The sequence below is a fragment of the Bacillus sp. SIMBA_074 genome, from assembly GCF_046534555.1.
Lineage (GTDB): Bacteria > Bacillota > Bacilli > Bacillales > Bacillaceae_G > Bacillus_A > Bacillus_A mycoides.
Map to the genome: position 1 here is coordinate 1 of NZ_JAWRYM010000066.1, position 2,386 is coordinate 2,386.

The 2,386-nt window shown below is 33.5% G+C and carries 2 protein-coding genes; both read left to right on the plus strand.

The window, feature by feature from the left end; translation table 11 throughout:
* The first annotated feature begins 278 nt into the window (after positions 1-278).
* The gene (locus tag SB773_RS29705; protein WP_215576746.1) at positions 279-1,238 is read left to right on the plus strand and encodes an alpha/beta hydrolase; all 960 of its coding nucleotides are present in this window, start codon (positions 279-281) and stop codon (positions 1,236-1,238) included.
* 191 nt (positions 1,239-1,429) lie between these two features.
* Positions 1,430-2,161 carry a DsbA family oxidoreductase gene (locus tag SB773_RS29710; protein WP_002091706.1) on the plus strand — a complete coding sequence of 244 codons (732 nt, stop codon included), beginning with the start codon at positions 1,430-1,432 and terminating at the stop codon, positions 2,159-2,161.
* Positions 2,162-2,386 lie beyond the last annotated feature (225 nt).

A 2,386-nucleotide genomic window follows, 5' to 3' on the forward strand; every position in this document is an offset into this window, starting at 1 on the left:
GGACCTTGTCCCTGTGAGAGTAGGACGTCGCCAAGCAACTTTAAGACGAGTCAGAATGACTCGTCTTTTTTGTGTTTTAAACTTCTTATCAGTCTCAAGTAAGTAATCCTTATTCTTTTGATCCTCTCATATTCATTTTCTTTCGTCATTTTTGATGTGTAGTTTAAGATTTTCTATTTTATTTTTTGTAGAAGCAAGCTGTCGGTGTGTTAAAATAGTGCAGTTGTTTTTTTGAGTACTTGAATATAAGAAGATTTAATTTTGAAAAAGGAGATAATATGAAAAAGATAGGTGTAATTACTATAGTAGTTTTAGTCCTTCTAGCAATTACTTATATGTTAGCCGGGAATTATTTTTATAATTATGCGTTGAATGCGAAACAAGAGAAAGAGTTTTTAGAGGATAATCCTCACTTAGTAGAAACTCTGAATGCATCGGGAGGTGTGTTTGCTACAAATGAAGAAAAGGATGCAAACTTTGTATCAAATCATAAACCTAATACATTGAACGTAAATTCTTTCGATAAGTTGAATTTAACAGGTTATGAATATATGAATGAACAATCTAGCCATAAATGGGCAATTGTAGTTCATGGATATGATAGCAGGGCATCGAAAATGATGAAATATATCCGGAACTTTTATGAAGAAGGATATAATGTCATAGCGCCAGACCTTCGTGGGCATGGAAATAGTGAAGGCGATTATATAGGGATGGGTTGGCACGATCGTAAAGATATTTTGATTTGGATTCAACAAATTGTAAAGAAAGACCCTAATGCTGAAATAGCACTCTTTGGAGTTTCAATGGGCGGGGCTACTGTAATGATGACTTCAGGTGAAGAGTTACCTGCTAACGTTAAAGTTATTATTGAAGATTGTGGATACTCAACTGTTATTGATGAATTTACGTATCAATTAAACGATTTATTCCACTTGCCGAAGTTTCCTGTTATGAATGCGGCAAATACAGTTACAAAATTAAGAGCTGGATATGATTTAGAAGAAGCTTCAGCTATAAAACAAGTGGCGAAAAGTAAAACACCTATGCTATTTATTCATGGGGATGCTGATACATTCGTTCCTTATGAAATGTTAGATGAAGTATATAATGCTGCAAAAGTAGAAAAAGAGAAATTAATTGTTCCAGGTGCTGGACATGGAGAAGCCGAGAAGGTAGATTCGAATAAATATTGGAATACCGTATGGAAGTTCGTGGGGAGATACATTCCAGCGTAATTGGATTGTTTTAGATTTGTATTTTGTATATACGATAATCAGAAGGAAATGTTTTTATACTTTTGATTATCGTTTTTTCTATTTAAAAACTTATTTTGGTTTGTAGTATATAAGGTTTGAAGCATAAATTTTTGAATTCCTTATTGCCAGTGCTACAATAATTGAAAACTACATGTTAATGAGGTGTTTCTATGAAAATTGAAGTATGGTCAGATTTTGTATGCCCATTTTGTTATATTGGGAAACGTAGATTAGAAATGGCTTTAGAGCAATTTCCGCATAAGAAGGATGTTGAAGTTGAGTTTAAAAGTTTTGAATTAGACCAAAATGCTCCAATCTATTCTGGAACAAGTATTAATGAAGTACTTGCATCAAAGTATGGGATTAGTATTGAAGAAGCTAAGCGTAATAATATACAACTAGGCAATCATGCAGCTAGTATGGGTTTAAGTTTTAATTTTGAAGAGATGAAGCCGACGAACACTTTTGATGCGCATCGTCTTGCCAAATTTGCAAAGGATCAAGGGAAAGAAAAAGAGATTACGGAAAATCTACTTTTTGCATATTTCACTGAATCGAGAAATTTAAGTGATGTGGATACGCTTGCTACTATTGCTGAAGCTTCAGGTTTAGATAAGCAAGAAGCTTTACGTGTTATTAATGATAAAGGTGCATATGCAAATGATGTTAGAATTGATGAAGCGATTGCTCAGCAATATCAAATTTCAGGAGTACCTTATTTTATTATTAATCAAAAGTATGCTATTTCAGGTGCGCAACCACTCGAAACTTTTGTTGGTGCACTTCAACAAGTGTGGGAAGAAGAGAATCCTGCACCTAAGTTACAAGAGCTTTCTTCAGAGGGTGGAAGTGATATGTCTTGTACTGATGAAAGTTGTTCTGTACCTTCAAAAGAACAATAGTTTTTATGATGGAATAGCAACCCATAGAGTGTTTCATGGGTTGCTTATCTATTCTTATAGAAGAGGTATATAGATAGATAATTTAATAACGTAAATAGGATTTATAAAAAAATGAAGTTTTTATAAAAACATATTGACGGTTGTATCTTAGAGGTGTAATATAGAACAAGTCGCCGATAGCAACAACGCAGAAAGCGACAAAAGAAATAAAAAAACTTGGTTGAC

Excerpts from the sequence above, each read along its gene's own strand:
- SB773_RS29705 (WP_215576746.1), top strand. The coding sequence starts at position 279 with ATGAAAAAGATAGGTGTAATTACTATAGTAGTTTTAGTCCTTCTAGCA.
- SB773_RS29710 (WP_002091706.1), top strand. The coding sequence starts at position 1,430 with ATGAAAATTGAAGTATGGTCAGATTTTGTATGCCCATTTTGTTATATT.